Source organism: Okeania sp. SIO2F5, from assembly GCF_010692685.1.
Lineage (GTDB): Bacteria > Cyanobacteriota > Cyanobacteriia > Cyanobacteriales > Microcoleaceae > Okeania > Okeania hirsuta.
On the sequence record NZ_JAAHGU010000285.1, the window covers coordinates 1 to 2164 of the forward strand.

Sequence of the window (2164 nt, forward strand, 5' to 3'; positions counted from 1 at the left end):
GTAAACAATTTCAAGCTATAAACTGTAAATTATCAATACCATTACAGACATCCTTAAAACTTTAAGGTTTAGCGATCGCCTAATTTATGAAAAATACAGCTCATACAGTTACTTTTATATTACATTGCAAATATCTATGTAACATGTAAAGATGCCAGCGCTCATTGCTATAACTTATACTTCGTTATTATCTACTCATATTTATCTTAGTTTGTAGATATAGCAGGGAACAGTGGTGCAACTCCGTGTCAACAATAAAGATGGGAAGGAAGCGCCACCTGTGGGCATCTGAGCAAACCAAGCTAGTATCTGGTAGCGCACTCCTGTGAGTCAACAAGCAACAACGAAAAATATTTCTCTGTCTAAATATCAAGTCTCATTAATTAGACGTAATAAAAATTCTCTTCTCAAGATACAGCCTATTTCAGATTAGTAAGGTACACCAGTCGCAGGCAAGATGCCTACACTACAAATACTTTACCATTCTTCTGTGTATATCATTTACCTGAAATCTCCTGTAATTGAGAACTTTATATCAAATCCGGTAACATTGGTGTAATTAGATTCATAGTGTGGGGACCTACCCCCAACCCCTCTCAGGAGGTGAATGTGGGGAAATAAAGAAATATTTGGCAATGGCTGAAAATGGAACATTTTTTTTATACTGAACCCGAGCGGATTTGATCTAAAATCTTCCAACCGTAGCAAATATAAAATTTGCAATATTTTATGTTAGAGCTGATTTATTAACTGAGCTGTTTGCGCAGCATTCCGCAGGAAAACTCTTATGCTATCTAGGTCTCATAAATTTCTACTTTACTGGCCTACAATCGGTAAAACCTTTGTCCTGTAAGAAATTCAGCCTCTTAATATTTACTTTATAAATCAGCTCTTTGGTAACTAAAGTTTGCCGGAAACGAAAAGTTCCGAATTCTGACTAATAGCGAAGTATACTTTTATCTACTACCATTGAGTAGGCATCAATACCACCAATAATATTTTTCACATTTGTAAAACCCTGACTCTTCAACCATTGGCACATTTGAGCTGAACGTATACCATGATGACACAAGACTAGAGTTTCTTTCTCATGGTCTAAATGGACATGAATTTGGTCTGACCATTCAGAAAATTTACTTAAAGATAAAACTTTAAAACCTTTGATAGAAGCTATTTCTACTTCTCGATCTTCCCGAACATCAACTAATTGTAAATTTTCAGGAATACCATCTGTTAACCGGTCTGCTAGTTCTTCGACAGTAATATCTAGTAAAGGTCCTTCGGAAGATTGTTGTGACATTTGAGAGAGTGGAGTTAATGACTTTGTATTAACGGTCGAGTTATAGAAAGCTTTTCAACATTACTATAAATTTAGTGTAAAACTATATAATTTTTTCTTATTTTAGTCAAGTAGACAAATTTTTGAAGTTTGCCATCGCTTATTCTTGATTAAATATTCTGGTATGAGAGAGTTTTTTTGTGTCTTGAGTGGGTCTTACATTCTGGGGAGGCCCAAGAATTAGGCACTCGCTTTTTGAGAGGCAGCTCTCACTAAACTAATCTACCGTATTATAGGCCAAATTCACTGTTCGACTAATGCCTCTTAAAACTACTGCCCATTTTGTATTAAAATTTAATAGCAATTTTACTCCTAATGGACTGTGGTAGCTAACGAATCATACCTTTCATCCGACAGATATAAATACGAATTTGTTGTATCTACAACACAAGCAAGCATCAATGCAGGCTTGAAGGAATACCTGGATACCATCGATCAGCCTGAGGTGTCTCGTTTCTTTCTTGACGAAGATGGGGAGCACAACTTAAGATAGCTAGGCTGCATAGGCGAGTAGCGAACATCCGCAAAGATGCACTTCATAAATTGACAACATACGCAAGCCAAAAACCACGGCACAATTGTCATAGAAGATTTGAACGTTAGTGGAATGTTATCTAACCATAACCCACCCCCATCCCCTCCCAGGAGGGGAGCTAGAGGGGTGGGTGCAAACCAAGGATTTTACGAGTTCAGGCGACAGCTAGAATATAAATGCCAATGGTACTGTTCAGAGTTAGTAGTAGTAGATAGATTTTTTCCATCATCAAAGACTTGTTGCAGGTGTGGTCACGTCCAAGATATGCCGTTAAGCCTGAGAACGTATGA

1 protein-coding gene and 1 pseudogene are annotated in these 2164 nt (G+C 37.2%); one reads left to right on the plus strand and one right to left on the minus strand.

Annotation, left to right across the window (positions count from 1 at the left end):
* Positions 1 to 937: 937 nt before the first annotated feature.
* Positions 938 to 1300, minus strand: a complete 363-nt coding sequence (locus F6K27_RS32935) for a rhodanese-like domain-containing protein (protein WP_124144466.1) — start codon at positions 1298 to 1300, stop codon at positions 938 to 940.
* A gap of 522 nt (positions 1301 to 1822) precedes the next feature.
* Here F6K27_RS32935 and F6K27_RS32940 point away from each other — a divergent pair.
* Positions 1823 to 2164, plus strand: a pseudogene (locus tag F6K27_RS32940) (RNA-guided endonuclease TnpB family protein); the annotation flags it as partial.

Coding starts and splice junctions, on each gene's coding strand:
- F6K27_RS32935 (WP_124144466.1), bottom strand. CDS start 1,300: ATGTCACAACAATCTTCCGAAGGACCTTTACTAGATATTACTGTCGAA.